This window comes from Leptolyngbya sp. BL0902 (genome assembly GCF_016403105.1).
GTDB lineage: Bacteria > Cyanobacteriota > Cyanobacteriia > Phormidesmidales > Phormidesmidaceae > Nodosilinea.
This window is the reverse complement of the sequence record NZ_CP046155.1, coordinates 1,372,970-1,390,319: the sequence shown is the minus strand read 5'-3', so window position 1 is coordinate 1,390,319 and position 17,350 is coordinate 1,372,970. Positions and strand designations below refer to the sequence as shown.

Genomic DNA, 17,350 nt, shown 5'->3' with positions numbered 1-17,350 from the left:
GATGCTAGCCCAGGCTGGCTCAGCACCCTGCGTTCATGCCCTATGTTGACGCCCTAGGCTGTACCTTGAAAACAGCGCTGCCCAGTACTTTGGCAGAAAACCGCCCTAGCCATCCCTAACAGGAAGCATTCTAGGGGAAGCCCCCTGAAGGAGACCCGGTGAGTCCACGATGGATCGAGGTTTTGGCTCCCTTGGCCCGCTGGTGGGCGCAGTTGGGGGGTGCCCTGCTGTTTTATACCATCCTGCCGCTGCCTCGATGGTGGGTGCCGCAGTTTGAGGGCATTGCGGCCTTGGCTCCGTGGGTGGGTCTGGGGTTGGGCCTAGGCTTGTCGAGCGTAGACTGGACATTAGAGACGCTGGGGCTAACGACATTGTTCCGCAGTGCCCTGGTGGTGGGGCTGTGGCTCTGGCTGACGGGGGGCTTGCACCTAGATGGGGCCATGGATACCGCCGATGGCCTAGCGGTGCAGGATCCAGATCGACGGCTAGCGGTGATGGCCGATAGCCACAGTGGAGCCTTTGGGGTGATGGTTGCGATAGCCATCCTGGGGCTGAAGACCCTGGCCCTGGCCGAGTTGGCGCTGGGGCGACCGGGGAGCCTTGTGCTGGCGGCCCTAGGGGGGCGATGGGGGCAGGTGGTGGCTATCGCCCGCTATCCCTACCTCAAGGCGACGGGCAAAGGAGCATTCCACAAACCCCACCTGCGGCTACCCTGGGGGGTGCTGGAAGGGGTGTTGGCCAGCGGATTAGCGGTGATGACGTGGATCTGGATCTGGCCCAATCAGCGTTTTTTGGCGTTGGGGACAGGAGCGGGGGCACTGGTTTTGGCGCTGTTGGTAGGAGCTTGGTTTCAGCGCCGTTTGGGGGGGCACACCGGAGACACCTACGGGGCCACCGTGGAGTGGACGGAGGTGTTAGTTCTTTGCTGGGCAGCGATGCTGGCCCATTGGCTGAGGTAAGGCAGCAAATTCATCCAGAGAAACCGTCTACCCTATAACAAACGTCTCAGCCCTAGGAGAAGCACGGTGGTTCCCCTCAAAGATTACAATCCTGGCCAACGCACGCCCTACATGACCTACGGGCTAATTGTCCTCAATATGTCGATTTTCCTCTACGAACTAAGCCTATCGCCTGGGGATTTGAACGCATTTTTTCAAACCTGGGCAGTGATTCCTCAGGCTTTTTCTAATAGTCTATCGACGGCAGTTTCCATACCTAATACCCTGGAGTGGATGACCTTAATCACCAGTCAATTTCTCCATGGTGGGCTGCTGCATCTGCTGGGGAATATGCTCTATCTATGGATTTTTGGCAACAATGTAGAAGACCAAATGGGGTCTTTCCGATTTGTGCTGTTCTACCTCACCTGTGGCATCTTGGCTAACCTTGTTCAGTGGGGCTTTGCCATGGAATCGACCATTCCCTCCCTGGGCGCGAGTGGAGCCATTGCTGGGGTGATGGGAGCCTATATTTTTCGGTTTCCAGGGGTGCGCATTCTCACCCTCGTTCCCTTTGGGCCATTGCCCCTGCCGCTGAAAATTCCCGCCATTTTTTATCTAGGACTGTGGTTTCTACAGCAGGCAGTCTATGGTTTTGACAGCCTAGAGACCCCCACCATGATTGGTATGGAGGGGGGTGGCATTGCCTATTGGGCCCATGCGGGAGGCTTTGCCATTGGTGCAGGGTTGGGGCCACTGTTTGGCCTCTTCAGCCAACCGGATGAATCGGCTCCCCTGCAACCCGACCAAGAGGGATAACCCTACCCTGTAGGCTGGGCGCAGGGGCCAAGGTTGGAATCAATACCGCGAACATGATTCACAAACCAGTGAATGAGTTCTTGGCTAACTTTATCGGCCACATGGTCGAGGGACTGGGCAGAATCTACCAGCACCTCAATTTCTGTCAGTCGTTTATTAAAGTATAGGTGGGCAAGTTGATTCTGCCCTGCCATGGGGCACTTATAGAGATGCATACATTGCTCTTCATAGCCAAAATGATTGGCAACGTACATCTTGAGGAAGTGAAGAATATTCTTGATCTGCTTGAAGTCTTTTTTGTTGCGAATTGAATCGACCAAGAGATCCATTTGGTCAAAGAGTTGCTGATGCTGAACATCAATCAGAGGGACGCCAATCTTGAGAGATTCATTCCAAGTTGCCATTGAGGCTAACCTAAAGTAGAGAACACAGAAACCTGAAGTCTAATAATGCTACTCTGCCCAGAGAGCCCCCAGGGAGGATCATGCAGGGGCTAAAGGATGAAAAAGTTAACGCTTTTTTACAATCCAGTCTTTGAGATCACCATATTTAGCAGATTTATCGAATTTTTGGCCCTAGGCCATTGGTTGGTTGATGGCGATTGCAAAGTTCTGCTGCAAACTGCTAACAACCATTTCAGGGCGTAAAGGTTCCCTAGGGAAATGGTTGAGGGGGAAGGCTCTGGCCCACAATAAAACCATGACCAACGTCCAGCGGTTGGCGATTGGGCCTTTATCTACCCCATTCCCCTTACTGGGGTGTGATCTGCCGATGGGTAGGCTTTGCCCCAGACCAGCCATCATCTAATCAAAGGATTGAACCATGACGACGCCCAGAGAAGTTCTGTCCCATCTCCAACACATTGAAGAAGTCGATGCGGTGCAAGGAGCTACCTACCGAGAAGAAGCCCAGGACATGTTGGCCGATGATCAGGTGAGTTTGAAGTGGCGCAAGGCCATCGCCGACCGCCTGAACCAGGCTAACCACGACCTAGCCTTGCACACCGCCACCAGCGAAGATAGCTATTAACCGCGATGAGCAGCGACTCACCCTGAGGCCAAGGCAACCTTAGGTTAGTGCTGCCTTGACCTAGCATCTCAAGCCCGACAAGGAGCAGAACAACCATGGCAAATCACGGGGTTTGGCTGAGCCTAGGGGTATGGCTGGGCGCAGGGTTGGGCATCACGGGGGGGCCGTTGGCTCAGGCTCCCGCCGTGGCCCAGGGTCAATCCTTGGCCCAAACCCAGAGCCCTGAGCGGGGATCGCTGACCGCTGAACCGGGGTCTCAGATTAACATCCGCACTGGCCCCGGTACCCGCTTTGTGGCCCAGCACTATGGGATCGCAGGGGATCGGGTGGTTATTCTGGAGTCGGCCATGGAGGCTTGCGGTGCGGCCTTAGACTGCCCCCAGTGGCATCGGCTACGGTTTGAGGTATCGGGGGCGGTGGGCTGGGTACGGAGCGACTTTGTGGTGCGCGGCCCGGTTGCCCTCAGCGAAACCTGTCATCGCCAACTGGCGGCGGAACGATCTCGCCTTGCCGCCGTCAATCAGAGTTTCTTGGATACGACCTTCCTCGACCCCAGCGACCGCTCACCCCATCGAGATCGGCCCCACGAGATGACCCTGATGCTAGGCGGACTGGGGCAGACGACGGTGCTCTCCTCGCCCCAGTTCATGGGCCAGATGGGCAATCGCCTGATTCAAAACTGCCAAACCGTCAGCGCTGTTCGCTTTGCCTCCAATAATTCAGGCTGGCAGGATGTCTATGGCCTGATCAACGGTCAAGTGGTGGGCTTCACCTGTGTGGATACCGACCTCAACCGGGCGCTGCGGTGGGGAGAATATTACTGCGGCCTATAGCCCTGCTGGATTGTAGCCCCGTTGGCTTAGAGTCCTGATCGGGAGCCTTCATCGGGAGCCCTGAGCGGGAGTCCTCAGCTAGACCTAGCAACGGAATCCATGGGTGATTCGCGGGGCTATGGATGGGATTGGCGCGGTGGATCGGGTAGGCTGTAATACGTACAGCCATGCACCATTCCAGAGGCACCGTCTGACTATGATGCTGAAGTCCACCACTCGCCATGTGCACATCTACACCGCCGTTGTTGAGAACAATGCCCTGGTGCCCAGCGAAGATCGTCTGACCCTAGATGTAGATCCCGATAACGAATTCAACTGGTCGGAGGAGGCCGTTAAGGCGGTCTATGGCGAGTTTGATCGCCTGGTGGATGCCGCCGAGGGAGATGACCTGACGGACTACAATTTGCGCCGCATTGGGTCTGATCTAGAGCATTTCATTAAAGACTTGCTGAAAACGGGCCAAATTAGCTACAACCTCAAGAGCCGCGCCCTCAATTACAGCATGGGGCTGCCCCAGGTCATCGCCGAAGACGCCGCCTCCTAGGGCCAGCATACCTCCGCAATCATCCTTCCTAGGTTCTCGCCCCGATGCCCCTAGGAATCACGGGCCACTGGACAGGTCAGATATGATGGACACAGTGTTTTACAGCCTTTTAGGATGGTGATCTACTGCACCAATCCGACCTGTCGTGCCGGGGTTGCTCAGCCCGTTGGTCGTTGCCCCACCTGTCAAACGCCGCTGCCCCATCGATTGTTGTTGGCGGTGGGGGATGGCGTAGCGAAAACCCTAGAATCGGCACTACCCTCCGGCACGCGGGTGGCAGACCGCTATATAGTCTGGAAGCATCCGGTGTGGTTAGATACGCGGCCAGAGCATCCCATTGCCTCGGTAGAGACGATCCCGCCGGAGGTCATGCCCTACCTGCGCCTGTCTGGCTTGATTCAGCACATCCCTCGCCCCTACGACTATCTACACAAGGCGGCCAGTGGCCTAGATGTCGATGTGCTATTGCTGGATGCGGCTCCCCTGGCGCTTACGGTACCTACGGTGGCCACAGAGCCGATGCAGGTGCAGGTGCTGCCCACCATCAGCCAAGCCTGGGCTGGAGGCACCCCCCTGCGGCAGATCAACTGGCTGCGGCAGATGGCGGTGCTCTGGCCTGCCTTGGCCGAAGAAGGGGTTGCCTCTACGCTGTTGGCCCCAGAAACCCTAAGGGTGGATCACGCCCTGCTACGGGTAACGCGATTGGTGTCCGACCCGCAGGGCCAGCCCCCCACCCTGTCTTGTTTGGGCCAGCGCTGGCAGGCGTGGGTACCCCAGGCTCAGCCGCCCCTGCGAGAGTATTTAGGGTGGCTCACCACGGCCCTTGGCCAGGGACAGTTTCCGACCGCCGCTGCCCTGATCGCTGAACTGGATCAAGCCCTCCAAACCCTGGCCACTGGGCTGACGGTAACGGTGGAGTGGGATGCTGATACCGACCAAGGCCCTGCGCGAGACCGCAATGAGGACGCCTGTTTTCCCCAGAGGCAGGCCCAAAAACAGGTTTTCTTGGGTACCGGAGATGTCGGCAAATCCATGCCACCATTGCTGCTGGTGTGCGACGGCATTGGCGGCCATGAGCAGGGCAGTGTGGCCTCCCAGACGGCCATTCAAACCCTGACCCACCGTCTACAATCCTTCACCCAGCAGGGGGATTTCAGCCCCAATGCTGTCGCCCATTGGCTCACCCAGGCCCTGGTGCAGGTGAATACCGATATTGCCACCCGCAACAACGATGAACAACGCTCGGCCCGCGCCCGGATGGGCACGACAGCGGTGCTGGCCCTGGTGCATTTTCCCTACGTCTCGGTGGCTCACCTAGGCGATAGTCGAGCCTACCGGATCAGCGCTCGGACAGCCTACCAAATCACCCTAGATGACGACGTCGCCTCCCGCGAAGCTCGCCTGGGCTATGCCCTCTACCAGGAAGCGACCCACATGGCTGGGGGTGGAGCCCTGGTGCAGGCCCTTGGCATTAACGACTCTGCCTACCTCTACCCCACGGTGCAGCACTTCTTACTCGACGATCCCTGCGTGCTGCTGCTGTGCTCCGACGGCCTGAGTGACTACGACCGGGTAGAAGCCCTGTGGCCCTATACCGTTGCGCCCTTGGTGGGGCAGTCGCTGCCCTTGGCCCCCACCATCCAAACCCTCATTCACTGGGCCAACCAGCTCAATGGCCACGATAATGTCACGGTGGGGCTAATGCGGTTTTTACCCCAGGGGGGTCAGGTTCCTGCCCTTCCGGCCCACGCCCTAGCCCCTGCTTTGGTGACGGCGTCTAGCCCTGGCCACGAGCCCTCTACCCCTTCCCCAGGCTGGGCCACAGCCTCCCCAGAGCCCATGGCCCCACCCGCCACCCAGCAGGTCTTGGTCCCTAGCCGTCCAGGACGATGGCCTTGGTGGGCCTTTTGGGCCGGAGCCCTACCGACCCTGCTAGGGCTGGCCGTAGCGGGGTGGGCCTACCTGCGCTGGCGACCTCAAGCCATGGCCCTGCAAGCTTTACCGCCCTGGCCCCAGGGGTTGCAGGCCGACGCCCTAGCCCCCTTGCCCCCCGCTACAGCGAACATTGCTGTGGGTAGCTTTTGGCAGCGTTCTGCGGCTTGGGATCCCTCCCAGCCCGACCCCCTGGGGCTGGGGTCAACTCCTGCCGCCGCGGCCGAACCCCTGCCCACGGTTCCGGTAGGCAGTATTCTAAAGGTAGTGGATCAGCGTCAGATCGCTAGCCAAGGGCAGTGGGTGTACCTTCAATTGTGCGCCACCCCCCCTAATGCGGCCCCAGCCCCCCCGGCACTCAGCGCTGCCCCCCCCGGCAATCTACCCCCAGGATCGCAGCCTGCCCCCCGGTTGCCTGGGGCCTTGGCGAACCCCCTGGCTCAGCCCGGTCGCCAAGGTTGGGTAAGTGCCCAGTCCCTCATGACCAATGCCCAGCCCTTGAACCCCACCTTGCCCAGTCAGCGGGGTCTCTGTTCTCTACCCTAGGGGCTTTGCCCACCTGGGATTTTGCCCTGTTGCTGCCCTGCCCTCCCTATGCCCTCTCCCCCTGTGTTGACGCTGCGGCTTGCCCTTGATCGGCTAACCAGCACGGATGCCAACCACTACGCCATCTGGGTGCTCCACAGCCCGTTTCCCGACGGCTATGCCCACCACGACCGGGTTTGGGATGAGGCCATGTCCCAACTGTGGGGTCGGTGGCAGGACTTTTTCTCCCTGCGCGAGTTGCCGCTGGTGCCCCATGTGCCCTCGGCCTATGTACCTCCGGTCGAGCCTTCGGCTACCCCCCAGATCAACCTAGAGATGCTCCTCAACCAGGTGGGGCCACCCCTAGCGGCGGGTGGCCAAACCGGGCGGCTAATGCAGGGCTTGGGAGTGAGTCTTTGGAACTGGTTATTTGATGGGCCGCTGCGATCTACCCTAGAGCGCAGTTTGGGCATGGCCATGGGGCTAGACTGCCCCCTCCACCTTCAGTTGGATATTCGGGCTCCAGAGCTGATCAGCCTGCCCTGGGAGATTATGCAGCCTGAGCCCGGTCGTCCGGCGGTGTCCTTGGGATCACAACTACTGTTTAGCCGCACCACCAGCGCTGTGGATGCCCTGCCGCCCATAGCCTTAGATCGATCCCTGCGGATTTTGCTTGTGCTGGGGGAAGGGGGCAGTGGATCGGCGGCGGCGACCCTGCAACTGTCCCAGGAGGCGGCTGTTCTGAAGCACCTGCTAGAGCAGAGCACGTCGCGGCTGGGAGCGGCAGCGGTGGTGCCCTGTCAGGTTAGCACCCTAGTGGAACCCGACACCAAAACCCTGGTGACAACCCTGGAACGCGGCCAGTTCAACGTCTTTTTCTATGCAGGGCATGGGGTTCCGGCCCCGGATGGGGGGCTGCTGTTTCTCCAGGCGGGCACCGCCCTCAGCGGCATGGAGCTCGCCCAGGTGTTGGCCCGCTGCCGCCTGCGCTTGGCGGTGTTCAACACCTGCTGGGGAGCCCAGCCCGACCAGCGCCAAAACCAGGTCATTCCGCGCAGTAGTTTAGCCGAAGTCTTGCTGCACCACGGCGTACCAGCCGTTTTGGCTATGCGAGACTCCATCGCCGACGAAGAAGCGCTCAGTTTTATTCAGGTGTTGGCCCAGGGGTTGGCCCAGCGACAAAGCGTAGCCCAGGCCATGGCCACCGCTCGCCAGCACCTGCTGACCGTCTATCGGTTCAACCACCCAGCTTGGACGCTGCCAGTCCTCTACCAGCATCCGCAGTTTGAGGGCACGCTGCTGCAACCGATGGATCTGGCCGTCACCCAACTCCCAGGGCAAGAGATGTCCCGTTCTCAGACCCCTGTGATGCGCTGCGTCGATCAGCCGACCCGACTGTGGCGGATGGGCGGCGGATTGTTGCGGGTGGGCCGATTGCCCGATAATGACCTCGTGATTTCCGAGCCCTGGGTTTCGGGTCAGCATGCCGAAGTCTTTTGCCGGACTGGGCTAGGGGCCAAAGCCGATCAATCCACCTACTACCTGCGCGATTTCTCCCGATTTGGCTCCTACTACTACGACGGCCACACCTGGCAACACGTGCACCGATCTGAGGTGCCGCTGCCCCTGGGCACAATCCTGCGGTTTGGCAGCCCCGAAGGCCAACTACTGGAATTTACCCTAGAGGGAAACCCCAGCCCTGCTCCCCTAGGCTAAGATCGCCCATCATAGCGAGAACAGGCTTTCTGCCCCTAGAATCAATAGGCACCATGCCCTAGCTAGGGACAGGCATTCTGGTACGGGGGAAACGGTTGTTTGGCCGCAACTATCCGGCCCGCCCTGGCGCACCCGCTGGATTCTTGAGCCCACCCGTTTGAGCAATTCTCGCCATTTTCCAAGAACCCCAGCGTTCGGCTACGGAATCCCCTAGGGCGGTGCTGTAGTTTCCCCCAAGAGCCATGACCATCCTGTGCATCTTCCCTGTAGACCCCTGATCTCGCTTATGTCATACACCCAGCCCGATCCCCACCTCGCCGCCCAGGCCGAACTCCTCGCCGCCCTGCTGAGTTCTCCCCCTAGCTACCCTTGGGAGCCCAGTCAGGCCGAAGCCTACTTTGCCGCTGCTACCTTAGAGGAGGAAGACGACGCCCTGGAATCAAGCTTGACCGAGGGCTGGCAACAATTTTCGGCCCAGATCAGCGCTCAATGGGCTCAGGCCGCGATGTCCCCTGCTGCCGCCATTGTTCAAAACCTGAAGGAGCAGATTCAAGATCCCCTGCCCGACGACCTGCTGCACACCGTTGCCACCACCGTCATTGCCCTGCGCCACAGTGGCCAAGCCTACCTCGATCAGCTAGTAGCCTGTGCCCAGGCGGTGCTACCCACCTGGGATGCGGAAGACTTGGCGGTTCTGGCACGCCCCCTCGCCTACTCCCTGCGGGACGGCCAAAACGACATTCTCGATCTCAACCTACGCACCACGCTGCAATCTCACTGGCAGAGTCTCTCGGAAATTGAGCAGGCCCGCCTGAGCCTCACCCTCGCGGCCCTAGCGCTCAAGGCGGCTGAAGACCAGCCCTAGCCAAACCCATCGCCCCCCATACCGCTGCACCTAGGGCAGGATGGCTATCCACCCGCCGTCGGCAGGGCAAATGGGGGGCGAAATTAGCTGAGCCAAGCCTGAAGTTCAGCGGTATGGTGAAACTATCCATCCTGGGGGCTGGCGAGAGGAGTTGTGCGCTGAATGATGTCCGAAGCAAATTTTTTAGTGAAGGTGGTGGCACTGTCGGCGGCGATGGGAGCAAGCATCAAGTATCTCCTGCCCGCTCTGCCCCTAGCCCTCGATCCATCCCTGGGCTTGGCAGTAGGGCTATTGCTGGCTCCCTCGGTGCTGATGGCCGTATTGTTGTGGCGCTGGTCGGTGGGTCAGCGTCCTCCATCAGGAACCTAGGCTATGCGATCCATTGAAGCCATTAACGAGAAAATTCGGGCGGGTCAGGTGGTGGTCTATACCGCCGAAGACTTCAAAGCCTTGGCCCAGGATCAGGGGATAGCCGCCGCTGCCCAGGCCGTGGATGTGGTGGTAACGGGCACCTTTGAGCCGATGGAATCCGCCGGAGCAATGATTAACCTGGGCCATACGGATCCACCTATCAAGCTATTGGAATGCTACCTCGATGGTGTTCCCGCCTACGCTGGCTTTGGGGCGGTGGACTTGTATCTGGGGGCTAGTCAGCCCGTGGTGGCCAGCCGTACCACAGAGGGGATGGAGTCGGAGGAGGCGCGGGAGTATGGCGGCGGTCATGTGATTGCTGACCTCGTCGCGGGTCGTCCGGTTCACCTTCAGGCCACCGGACATGCCACCGACTGCTACCCCCGTACCTCCCTCGAAACCACCATCACCCGCGACACCATCAACCAGTTTTATTTGTTCAACCCCCGTGGCCTGTACCAAAACTTTATCGTGGGGGTGAACGGTGGGGATCGGCCCTTGGCCACTTACCTGGGGCCGCTGCAACCGCGCCTGGGCAATGCGGTCTATGCCAACCCTGGGGCGATTTCACCGCTGATGAATGACCCCAACTTGGCCACCGTGGGTATCGGCACCCGCATTTTTCTGGGCGGCGGCGTGGGCTACATTGCTTGGGAGGGCACCCAGCACTTCCCCCTTCAGCGGCGCTTGCCCAACCATACGCCCCTTGGCCCAGCTGCCACGGTGGCCCTGGTGGGTGATGCCAAAGCGATGCAAGCGACCTGGGTGCGTGGCTGTTATTTCAAGGGCTATGGGCCTTCTCTGATGATTGGCGTCGGTGTGCCCATCCCGATTTTGAACGAGCAGGTGGCGGCGGCTTGTGCCGTCCAAGATCAAGACATTGTGGCTCCGGTGATGGATTTCTCCATCCCTCGCCGGGTGCGCCCTACCTTTGGGCTGGTGAGCTATGCCCAGCTCAAGTCTGGAACCATTACCATCGAGGGGCAGGCCGTCCGTACAGCCCCCTTAGCCAGCGTTTACCTCGCCCGCCAAGTACAACAGGAGCTGAAACAGTGGATTGAAGCAGGCACCTTTGAACTGTCTACTCCGGTAGCCTCCCTGCCAATGGATCGGGCTTTTTTGCCCCAGGATGCCCTGGGCGGCTAGGGTATCCTGGGGTCTTCGTGCCCCCCCAGCGCGCTATTCGGCGGCTTCTGGCTCTGCCATGGCTGGGTTTGTCATACCCTTGTCGGCGATGACCTTTTTAGGCCGGGGGGCTCCCGTTGTCTTGCGGGGCGCTGCCGCCGACCGAGGCCCGCCGGGGCGCTTAAAGCCAGGGCGCTTGCTTCCTCCCTTGGGTCGTTTCTTCGGCGGCACAATGCCCACCACCGAGGCCGACTCTATGGCCAACACTCTGTCGTCGCGTTTGGCCTGGAAGTCCCAGAAATAGCCGACCGTGCGGCCTTCAATGTGGCCCTTGAGGGTGAGCTTAAAGGACTTGGCTCCCCCCGGTGTCTGCTTGATGCCCTGGACAATTTTGACGGTGATGAGGTCTTCCTCGGGGTCGTACTTCACCACTTCGCCTCGAATAGAAAAGAAGTTATCGTCAACAGCGGGATAGGCATCGACGGCAGCCGGAACGGTCGGCGGGGCAGCCTCGTCATCAGCGGCAACCTCCTCCGTGCGGGGCGATTCCCCGGGCAGGCCCAGGGTTTCTGGTTCCCAAACACCCACAATTTGAAAATGCAGGTCTTGTTCTGCTTCGGTTTCCACTTCGCGCCGGGTGCGAGGATAGACCACCCACAGGTGAGATGTGGTCAAATCCAGGTGCTTTTTCACCAGGCTCGTGACTCGCCCTAGCAGCACCGAGTCCACCACTAGGCCGTCATCGGTGGTGAGGTTCCCCCGATTAATCTGGTCGGCGTCGGTGGGGGCATAGGTGCCCCGCACGAGGCCAATGGCCCGATACTGCATGGGTTCGCTGGGGGGAGCAATGGGCTGGTTGCGGTAGACCGCAGGGTCAAAAACGGGCTCCGGCGGAGCGGGGGGAGGCTCAACGGCAGCGGGTTTGGCCGCCCCCTTGGCTGCGGCAGGTTTGGCCGCTGCGGGCTTGGCCGGAGACGGTATGGGGCGGGGGGGCGGAGCCACCAGGGCAGGGCGTTCGGCCTTGGGCTTGGTGGCCTCAGAATCCGAGGACTGACTTGCATTGTCCTCGGATTCGGGCCAGGAATTTTTCTCTACAGCACTCATCGCCACCGACCTCCTCTCAACATTAACCAGCCATTGTCAGTCTATTATGTGGGGCTAGTCTTGTAAGCCTAGCGTACCACTCACCCCATAACCTAGGATGTGTTTCTGTTTTCAGGGCCATTTCCCTAAAATCCGTATCCTTTCCTAGGGCCGCAGGAATTTGTGCCCGATGGCCTAGGGCGAGGCCCTCGCCACCATCGCTTTTACCCAAAGCCCCAACAATATCAACTGGAAACGCTAAAATTAACGGGCTTATTTCCGGCTAAGGGGCGGCCCCAGTGATCTCAAGGGAGGCTGGCCTCCCTCGCCGCTGCCCCGGATTGCCCCTGTTTTCTGGGATGGGGCAGGGGTTGGCCTGTGACGATCTTCTAGACCCAAGAGTGGGGGTACCTCTGTGACGACTAAGCGCAATCGATGGTTAGTGGGGACGGTGCTCATTCTGGCGCTGGCCGCCTTTTTGTCCCTATCCTTCCTACCGTTTCTCAGCAATACCAACCGTCGAGCCACGGGCACCAATGATCTGCCAGCCACGGATCCAACGGCCATGCAGGCAGAACTGGAGGCCCAGGCCAGGGGCTATGAACTGGTACTAGAGCGGGAACCCGACAATCAAACCGCTCTGCGTGGATTGATAGATACCCAGATCCAGTTGGGCAATGTGGCAGGGGTGGTGGCCCCCCTCGAAAAGCTGGTGGAACTCAACCCCACGGTGATGGAGTACCAAGTGTTGCTAGCCCAAACCAAACAGCAGATGGGCGACCTCGATGGGGCCGCTCAGATCTACCGGACGGTACTGGATCAGCAGCCTACCGACATGAACGCCCTCCAGGGGCTAACGGCGCTGCTGGTGCAGCAAGGGCGTCCCCAGGCGGCCATTGGTCTGCTCCAGGAGGCGGTGCAAACCGCTGGACGCCTCCAGAGCGAAGGAAATACCCCCGGCCTTGACCCCATTTCCATTCAGCTTTTGCTGGCCCAGGTCTACCTAGAGGACAACCGCCCAGACCAAGCCCTGACCCAGTACGATGAAGCGATGGTTGCAGCTCCCGAGGACTTCCGTCCGGTGCTGGCTAAGGCATTGGTGCTGCAAGAACAGGGCAATAACGACGAGGCCAAAGCTCTTTTTGATCAAGCCACGGCCATGGCTCCAGCGCAATTCAAAGACCAAATTCAGCAGATGGCGACCCCCAGTGAGCCCACCCTGCCCCTCAATGGCGACCCCGCCGAGGGCACCTCTGAACCCGAGGGCACCGCGCCCAGCAATGAGTAACCTCAAGGTTCCCTGTCTCCAGCCTCGACGATGGAGCGAGAGACAGGGGCTCTGACCTCAAGGGCTAACTAACGGCCTGGACAGGGGATGGAATCCGACCAGAGGGCACGGATTCCTGGACGGCTTGGGTGGTTCCTACGGGTTCAAACTCAATGTGGTTTAGCAGGGTGGTCACGAAGGCGAACAGCAAAAACGGCAGCGACAGCACCAAGATGAGCCCCATGGCCGCGAGGGCCACAACGGGCTGCCGTGCCCCCATCAGCGCGAGGGATGCCGCCAGACTCACCAGCAAAATCACTAGCCAAGCAATCACCTGGCCGTAGATGTCGCCAAAGGTGAGGGTGCAAGAAAAGCGGTATCGGGTTCCGGTGTCCATAGGGATATCCTGCGTTGATACGATAGATTTCAGCATATCGGGACAGCCTAGGAGCCTGGGGATTCTCAATATTTCCAAAAGAGTTGCAATGAAACGTTGCAATTTCGCTCTGGATCGCTGGTCTCCGGGGGCCTGTACCCCGTACCCCGCCGCCCTATACCCATGGCCTATCAATACCTACTGTTCTACAAACCCTACAACGTCCTCAGCCAGTTCAGCGAATCTGGGGATGCACCCACGGCCCTGACACTCAAGGCCTTTATCCCGGTGGCGGCGGTCTATCCCGTGGGGCGGCTAGACCGCGACAGCGAGGGGCTGATGCTGCTGACCAATGATGGACGACTTCAGCATCGCCTGAGCGATCCGCGCTACGGCCACCCCCGCACCTACTGGGTGCAAGTGGAAGGAGAACCCACCGAGGCCGCCCTAGGACAGCTTCGCCAAGGAGTGACCATTCGAGGCTATCGCACCCGCCCCTGCAAGGCTTCCCGGTTGCCAGAGGATCCGCCCCTGCCGCCCCGCCATCCACCCATTCGCTATCGCCAGTCTATTCCCACCACCTGGCTGGCCCTGACCTTGGAGGAGGGCAAAAATCGCCAGGTACGACGGATGACCGCTGCCGTGGGCTATCCCACCCTGCGCCTGGTGCGCTGGGCCATCGGCGATCTCACCCTCGAAGACCTACAGCCGGGCCAGTGGCGGTCGCTCACCCCAGATGAACAGCGACGGCTCCGCGCCATGGCCTAGCCCTGGGTGCGGCTACGGCAAAGTGTTGCAATTTCGATACATTTGTGGCAAGGATCTGTGGAGATATCCCCCCAGAGGTTGAAGATTTACCCCATCGCCGCTTCTAGGTAAGCCGAGTCGGCGGATTTGATCCACAATGGGCATGAGCCAACATCAGCACCCCTGCCTAGCTTCGATGTGGCGTTCAGCCATGCTAATCTGCCCTTCTTGCCAGTTTGAAAATTCCGATGACCGAGGGGAGTGCGATCACTGTGGCCAGCCGCTCCAGCGCTGGTGTAGCCTGTGGTGGCCCGATCAAAGCACAACGGCCCTGGGCGATGACCCCAGCCCCAGGCCCTACCTAGACCAGGAACAGCGCTACCAACGCCTAGGACAGCCTCAACACCAGTGGACGGCGGCGGGAGATTCTGTGATGGTGCAGGCTGTGATCGATTGTGATCTGCGCCAGGGCTATCCCCTCCAAACCCTTCAGGATCTCTGGCTAGAGCAGCCCGATCTCAACCCGCAGACCGTTCCTGAACTGGCGGCTCTACCCGTTCAAGCCTTGCCCTATCTGGCCCTCCAAGCCGACTACTTCCCGGCTGTGCCAGAACTCCATGATGTGGTTTATGCTGATGGTCAGCCCATCCTGGTCTTAGAAGATCGCAGCACCTGGCCTCGCCTAGAAACCCTGTGGCCCACTAAAACCACTGACCCCCTTCAGCAAACCCAGTGGCTGTTTGAAATTACCCTGTTGTGGAAGGCGCTGGCTCCTTGGCAGGGGCAGATTACCCTGCTCAACCCCGATCGCCTGGTGCTCAGCCCCAACCATCTGCTGTGCCTCAGCCACCTCGATATCTCGGCCACTACTCCCAACCTGCCTGCCCTGGGGCAAACTTGGCAACGAATGTTGCTCACAGAGTCGCTCTCTCCAACCATCGCCCTCCAGCAGCTCATTCACGCCCTCGCCGAGGGCCACCTCACCCCCCTAGAACGCCTCCAAGAGGCCCTAGCCGATCTGGCGGGGCAATATCGATCCAACCCGGTTTTGGCCCAGCAGGTCACAATTCCGACCCTAACCATCGGGGAGGACACTGACGCTGATCCCCTGCTCAATTTTGATGAGGCACTGCTTGGCCTCAATGAAGCCGACGATGATGACCCAGAGGGCGACGAAGGAGACGAAGGAGACGAGGGAGGCGGGCTAGACCTGCCGACGATGGTGCTCCCCATGAAGCTATTGTCTCTGGAGGAAGCGGGCCAGAGCCATGTGGGTCAACAGCGCCACCACAATGAAGACTGCTTCCTCTGCCAAACCCAACTGCTGAAGCACAATGGCCCCCAAGGAGCACACCTCGACGCGACAGGCCTGTATGTGCTCTGCGATGGTATGGGTGGTCATGCCTCGGGGGAAGTGGCGAGCCAACTCGCGGTACAGACACTGCGGGACTACTTCAGTCGCCTAGATCGAGATCGCTACCTAGACGAAGGGGCCATCATCGCAGGGGTCGCAAAGGCCAATCAGGCCATCTTTGAGGCCAACCAAGTTAAGGCGACCTCCGGCCTAGGCCGCATGGGAACCACCCTCGTAATGGCCTTGGTGCAAGATCTTCGCATGGCCCTAGTTCACGTGGGCGATAGCCGCATCTACAGCTACAACAAACGCTACGGCTTGCAGCAGCTCACCATAGACCACGAAGTAGGACAGCGGGAAATTAATCGCGGTGTTGAGCCTGCCATTGCCTACGCCCGTCCCGACGCCTACCAGCTTACCCAGGCCCTTGGCCCCCGCGACCAAGACGCCCTCAGACCAGGGATCGCCTTCCAAGATATCGTGGAAGACACGCTGTTTCTCCTGTGCTCCGATGGCCTGAGCGACAACAATCTTCTAGAACGCCACGAAGCCAGCCACATTGCTCCACTGCTTAGTTCTAAGGCCAACCTCGATCAGGGGGTGGCTGACTTAGTTCAGTTGGCCAATGACAAAAACGGCCACGACAACATTACGCTGATTTTAGTGCGCTTCAAACTACGGCCCGACCTCAACCAGTTAGCGTTATCGTAATGTACCTGAAAATACATTTTGTTGCCTCTAGAGTCGGTAGCGTTGAGGCGTAGGCGGTGGTTTTTCCCATGATCGATGCGAGCTCGGCGGCCAAACCTGCTTTAGATTTCCAGGATATTCGGCTGACCTACCACGGCCACGGTGCCCCTCTGACGGTCATTGACCATGTCGCCTTTCGGGTCGCCGAGGGAGAGTTTGTGGCCCTAGTCGGGCCGTCGGGCTGCGGCAAAACTACCTTACTGCGAATGGTATCTGGCCTCAGCCCAGTCCAGGAAGGCGCGGTATACTTCCATGGGCAACCCATCACTGGCCCCCTCAAAAACATTGGGATTGCCTTCCAAAATCCGGTGTTGCTGCCCTGGCGTAACACCCTAGACAACGTGCTGCTGCCCTTGGAGGTAGTACAGCCCCACAAGCGTCACTTCCGCCAACACCGATCCCAATACCTGCACGCCGCCGAAAAACTGTTGACCACGGTTGGTCTACACGCTTTTCAGAACCACTATCCCTGGCAGCTTTCAGGGGGAATGCGCCAGCGGGCTTCCCTCTGTCGCGCCCTGATTCACCAGCCTGAAATTCTGCTGCTGGACGAACCCTTTGCCGCCCTCGACGCCTTCACCCGCGAGGAGATGTGGAGCCTGCTGCAAGACCTCTGGCAGCAAACTGGCTGCACCGCCCTCCTCGTCACCCACGACCTCCGAGAAGCGCTGTTTCTATCCGATACAATCTACGTTTTAGGATCTCGGCCCAGCACCATTGTCTATCAGGTCTCCGTAGATTTACCTCGGCCCCGCACCCTTGACCTTTGCTTTACGGACCATTTTCACGAGATGTATACCGAACTACGCCGCCATATTCAGCGAGGCTAGCTTATCTTCGATTCCCCTCTCCTGGCTGGCTTCTGCCAAAGGAGCAGCAGATCATCCACAGTCTGCCCCAAGGCCATGGGAATCACGGCGGGCTCATTCTTCCATAGAGCCGCTATTTCATGATTCGTTACGCTATTATCGGGAATATTGATAGGTATACCCTAGGGAATGGGCACTCTACTACCATACTAAGTATTAATTCATAC

Annotated in this window: 17 protein-coding genes; 14 read left to right on the top strand and 3 right to left on the bottom strand. The window is 59.5% G+C overall.

Translation table 11 applies throughout. The features are described 5' to 3' along the window. Positions 1 to 158 precede the first annotated feature (158 nt). Together cobS and GFS31_RS06285 are read left to right on the top strand one after the other, a co-directional pair. Positions 159 to 959 carry an adenosylcobinamide-GDP ribazoletransferase gene (cobS, locus tag GFS31_RS06290; RefSeq protein WP_225907586.1) on the top strand — a complete coding sequence of 267 codons (801 nt, stop codon included), beginning with the start codon at positions 159 to 161 and terminating at the stop codon, positions 957 to 959. 66 nt (positions 960 to 1,025) lie between these two features. Beyond that, complete coding sequence (locus GFS31_RS06285; protein ID WP_198807371.1) at positions 1,026 to 1,757, top strand: rhomboid family intramembrane serine protease; 732 nt, start codon at positions 1,026 to 1,028, stop codon at positions 1,755 to 1,757. Between the two features lie 2 nt (positions 1,758 to 1,759). On the opposite strand, the gene GFS31_RS06280 is transcribed toward GFS31_RS06285, so the two are convergent. After that, the gene (locus GFS31_RS06280) at positions 1,760 to 2,161 is read right to left on the bottom strand and encodes a bacteriohemerythrin (protein ID WP_198807370.1); all 402 of its coding nucleotides are present in this window, start codon (positions 2,159 to 2,161) and stop codon (positions 1,760 to 1,762) included. A gap of 418 nt (positions 2,162 to 2,579) precedes the next feature. Between GFS31_RS06280 and GFS31_RS06275 the strand changes: the two genes are divergently transcribed. From GFS31_RS06275 to GFS31_RS06240, 8 genes are all read left to right on the top strand, one after another. Continuing rightward, on the top strand, positions 2,580 to 2,786 hold the full coding sequence (locus GFS31_RS06275; RefSeq protein WP_198807369.1) for a hypothetical protein: 207 nt from the start codon (positions 2,580 to 2,582) through the stop codon (positions 2,784 to 2,786). Between the two features lie 95 nt (positions 2,787 to 2,881). After that, a complete protein-coding gene (locus GFS31_RS06270) occupies positions 2,882 to 3,619 on the top strand; it encodes a hypothetical protein (protein WP_198807368.1) in 738 nt (245 codons plus the stop codon). A gap of 196 nt (positions 3,620 to 3,815) precedes the next feature. Further along, positions 3,816 to 4,163 carry an NAD(P)H-quinone oxidoreductase subunit M gene (locus tag GFS31_RS06265; RefSeq protein WP_198807367.1) on the top strand — a complete coding sequence of 116 codons (348 nt, stop codon included), beginning with the start codon at positions 3,816 to 3,818 and terminating at the stop codon, positions 4,161 to 4,163. 114 nt (positions 4,164 to 4,277) lie between these two features. Then, positions 4,278 to 6,641, top strand: a complete 2,364-nt coding sequence (locus GFS31_RS06260) for a protein phosphatase 2C domain-containing protein (RefSeq protein ID WP_198807366.1) — start codon at positions 4,278 to 4,280, stop codon at positions 6,639 to 6,641. A gap of 48 nt (positions 6,642 to 6,689) precedes the next feature. Beyond that, positions 6,690 to 8,336 carry a CHAT domain-containing protein gene (locus GFS31_RS06255; RefSeq protein WP_198807365.1) on the top strand — a complete coding sequence of 549 codons (1,647 nt, stop codon included), beginning with the start codon at positions 6,690 to 6,692 and terminating at the stop codon, positions 8,334 to 8,336. A gap of 286 nt (positions 8,337 to 8,622) precedes the next feature. Next, positions 8,623 to 9,201, top strand: coding sequence for a hypothetical protein (locus GFS31_RS06250; protein WP_198807364.1), 579 nt, complete (start codon positions 8,623 to 8,625; stop codon positions 9,199 to 9,201). A 162-nt stretch (positions 9,202 to 9,363) separates the two neighbouring features. Next, on the top strand, positions 9,364 to 9,570 hold the full coding sequence (locus tag GFS31_RS06245) for a hypothetical protein (protein ID WP_198807363.1): 207 nt from the start codon (positions 9,364 to 9,366) through the stop codon (positions 9,568 to 9,570). Between the two features lie 3 nt (positions 9,571 to 9,573). After that, positions 9,574 to 10,758: a homocysteine biosynthesis protein gene (locus GFS31_RS06240; protein WP_198807362.1), complete on the top strand. Its 1,185-nt coding sequence runs from the start codon at positions 9,574 to 9,576 to the stop codon at positions 10,756 to 10,758. A gap of 33 nt (positions 10,759 to 10,791) precedes the next feature. Here the strand turns inward: GFS31_RS06240 and GFS31_RS06235 are convergent, their stop codons facing one another. Then, positions 10,792 to 11,841: a hypothetical protein gene (locus GFS31_RS06235; RefSeq protein ID WP_225907585.1), complete on the bottom strand. Its 1,050-nt coding sequence runs from the start codon at positions 11,839 to 11,841 to the stop codon at positions 10,792 to 10,794. A gap of 394 nt (positions 11,842 to 12,235) precedes the next feature. Here GFS31_RS06235 and GFS31_RS06230 point away from each other — a divergent pair, with 394 nt between their 5' ends. Beyond that, positions 12,236 to 13,108, top strand: a complete 873-nt coding sequence (locus GFS31_RS06230; protein ID WP_198807361.1) for a tetratricopeptide repeat protein — start codon at positions 12,236 to 12,238, stop codon at positions 13,106 to 13,108. 64 nt (positions 13,109 to 13,172) lie between these two features. Here the strand turns inward: GFS31_RS06230 and GFS31_RS06225 are convergent, their stop codons facing one another. Then, a complete protein-coding gene (locus GFS31_RS06225) occupies positions 13,173 to 13,484 on the bottom strand; it encodes a hypothetical protein (RefSeq protein ID WP_198807360.1) in 312 nt (103 codons plus the stop codon). A 162-nt stretch (positions 13,485 to 13,646) separates the two neighbouring features. Here GFS31_RS06225 and GFS31_RS06220 point away from each other — a divergent pair, with 162 nt between their 5' ends. The 3 genes from GFS31_RS06220 to GFS31_RS06210 all read left to right on the top strand — a co-directional run bounded on the left by GFS31_RS06220 (position 13,647) and on the right by GFS31_RS06210 (position 17,144). After that, complete coding sequence (locus tag GFS31_RS06220) at positions 13,647 to 14,231, top strand: pseudouridine synthase (RefSeq protein ID WP_198807359.1); 585 nt, start codon at positions 13,647 to 13,649, stop codon at positions 14,229 to 14,231. A gap of 190 nt (positions 14,232 to 14,421) precedes the next feature. Next, positions 14,422 to 16,275, top strand: coding sequence for a serine/threonine phosphatase (locus GFS31_RS06215; RefSeq protein ID WP_198807358.1), 1,854 nt, complete (start codon positions 14,422 to 14,424; stop codon positions 16,273 to 16,275). 68 nt (positions 16,276 to 16,343) lie between these two features. Further along, a complete protein-coding gene (locus tag GFS31_RS06210) occupies positions 16,344 to 17,144 on the top strand; it encodes an ABC transporter ATP-binding protein (RefSeq protein ID WP_198807357.1) in 801 nt (266 codons plus the stop codon). The last annotated feature ends 206 nt before the right edge of the window (positions 17,145 to 17,350 follow it).

Bases quoted from the DNA above. Each gene is read 5' to 3' on its own strand.
- GFS31_RS06280 (WP_198807370.1), bottom strand. From the start codon at position 2,161: ATGGCAACTTGGAATGAATCTCTCAAGATTGGCGTCCCTCTGATTGAT.
- GFS31_RS06275 (WP_198807369.1), top strand. From the start codon at position 2,580: ATGACGACGCCCAGAGAAGTTCTGTCCCATCTCCAACACATTGAAGAA.
- GFS31_RS06270 (WP_198807368.1), top strand. From the start codon at position 2,882: ATGGCAAATCACGGGGTTTGGCTGAGCCTAGGGGTATGGCTGGGCGCA.
- GFS31_RS06265 (WP_198807367.1), top strand. From the start codon at position 3,816: ATGATGCTGAAGTCCACCACTCGCCATGTGCACATCTACACCGCCGTT.
- GFS31_RS06260 (WP_198807366.1), top strand. From the start codon at position 4,278: ATGGTGATCTACTGCACCAATCCGACCTGTCGTGCCGGGGTTGCTCAG.
- GFS31_RS06255 (WP_198807365.1), top strand. From the start codon at position 6,690: ATGCCCTCTCCCCCTGTGTTGACGCTGCGGCTTGCCCTTGATCGGCTA.
- GFS31_RS06250 (WP_198807364.1), top strand. From the start codon at position 8,623: ATGTCATACACCCAGCCCGATCCCCACCTCGCCGCCCAGGCCGAACTC.
- GFS31_RS06245 (WP_198807363.1), top strand. From the start codon at position 9,364: ATGATGTCCGAAGCAAATTTTTTAGTGAAGGTGGTGGCACTGTCGGCG.
- GFS31_RS06240 (WP_198807362.1), top strand. From the start codon at position 9,574: ATGCGATCCATTGAAGCCATTAACGAGAAAATTCGGGCGGGTCAGGTG.
- GFS31_RS06235 (WP_225907585.1), bottom strand. From the start codon at position 11,841: ATGAGTGCTGTAGAGAAAAATTCCTGGCCCGAATCCGAGGACAATGCA.
- GFS31_RS06225 (WP_198807360.1), bottom strand. From the start codon at position 13,484: ATGGACACCGGAACCCGATACCGCTTTTCTTGCACCCTCACCTTTGGC.
- GFS31_RS06220 (WP_198807359.1), top strand. From the start codon at position 13,647: ATGGCCTATCAATACCTACTGTTCTACAAACCCTACAACGTCCTCAGC.
- GFS31_RS06215 (WP_198807358.1), top strand. From the start codon at position 14,422: ATGCTAATCTGCCCTTCTTGCCAGTTTGAAAATTCCGATGACCGAGGG.
- GFS31_RS06210 (WP_198807357.1), top strand. From the start codon at position 16,344: ATGATCGATGCGAGCTCGGCGGCCAAACCTGCTTTAGATTTCCAGGAT.